This window comes from Halobacillus sp. BBL2006 (assembly GCF_000786645.1).
Classification (GTDB): domain Bacteria; phylum Bacillota; class Bacilli; order Bacillales; family Halobacillaceae; genus Halobacillus.
Genome location: NZ_JRNX01000633.1, coordinates 1 through 1,220, shown reverse-complemented (window position 1 = coordinate 1,220; position 1,220 = coordinate 1). Strand labels below are relative to the sequence as shown.

Annotated in this window: 1 protein-coding gene, 1 pseudogene and 1 riboswitch; the gene and the pseudogene both read left to right on the top strand. The window is 38.5% G+C overall.

The features are described from left to right. On the top strand, positions 1 to 246 hold a 246-nt coding region (locus tag LD39_RS17315; RefSeq protein WP_035550597.1), incomplete at its 5' end, for a potassium transporter TrkG. A gap of 145 nt (positions 247 to 391) precedes the next feature. Next, positions 392 to 542: riboswitch (cyclic di-AMP (ydaO/yuaA leader) on the top strand. A 138-nt stretch (positions 543 to 680) separates the two neighbouring features. Next, positions 681 to 830 (top strand): annotated as a pseudogene (locus tag LD39_RS23635) (sensor histidine kinase KdpD); the annotation flags it as partial. Positions 831 to 1,220: the final 390 nt, after the last annotated feature.

Sequence of the window (1,220 nt, the reverse complement as noted above, 5' to 3'; positions counted from 1 at the left end):
ACTATTTTCATTTTAAATCTGACGGAAGAGGCCCCGTTTCTAACGATCATGTTTGAAAGTGTCTCTGCTTTTGGAACAGTAGGGTTATCCATGGGGTTAACCGGTAGTTTGACACTAATCGGGAAAATAACGATTATTCTTACCATGCTTATTGGTAAACTTGGTCCTTTAACCTTTGCCTTTGCGTTTGCAAAACAAACTCCAGATCCTGTGAAGTATCCTAGTGAAGAAATTCTTACTGGATAAAAGTCCGTGAACACGGGCTTTTTTTATTTTAGGTAAATTTGAAGCTCAACAAATTCTTTACAATAATTTTTGTAGTTTATTGTTGACAATGAAAATGAGCGGGAGTAGAATCATCTCATCAGCAAGACCAAATTAAATAAAATCATTCTATGAATCGCTTAATTCTAGATCCTAGAAGCGGGGGACCCAATCAAGATGTGGCTCAGCCACTAGGGGTGAATCCATAATTTATGGTAGGGTGACTCTTTCCACCCGAATCCGACAGCTAACCTCGTCAGCGTTTAAAGAGAAGAATGTCTAATGCTTATTAAAGTATGCACTTTTTTAGTCATACTGTGAAAAGAGCCATGAGACGTTTAACTTCTCATGGCTCTTTTTTGATTCTTTAAAGGGGGTGGTTAGACAGAAGCATTCCAAGAGCGATTACAGATATTGCAAAGAAATACCGTGTAACTCAAATTGTAATGGGACAATCGGCAAGGAGTCGCTGGGAAGAGATTACCAAAGGCTCAATTGTAAATAATATTATGCGTTATACAGACGGAATTGATATTCATATTGTGGCAGAGAACCCTAATTCCTAAATCGGAATTTTAAAAGGATTGTTAGTAAAGGGATTTCTGAGCAATCATCTCTTAATTAAGTCTTCATGTATCAGGGCGATTATCTAGTAAAAGGTGATCGCTCTTTTCTTGGATATACATAACTAGTGGCTTGGACAAAAATAGGGGCTGGGACATAATTAAAAGCATCCAATCTAAAGACGAACTACTAAGGGTAGGGAAATTTAGAAGTAATGGATTGCTCTGAATGACCGCTTTGGAAATACACTCCGCTTTTCGCGGGTGGCTGGTGAGCTCCTCGTGGCTGCTCAGAGGCCACAGAACTAACTTAATTTCAAAATTTACTGACGGAGCATCCATATACGGATACTAAAAAGGTAGAAGACACCTAAATGTAGTAGGTGAACTTCT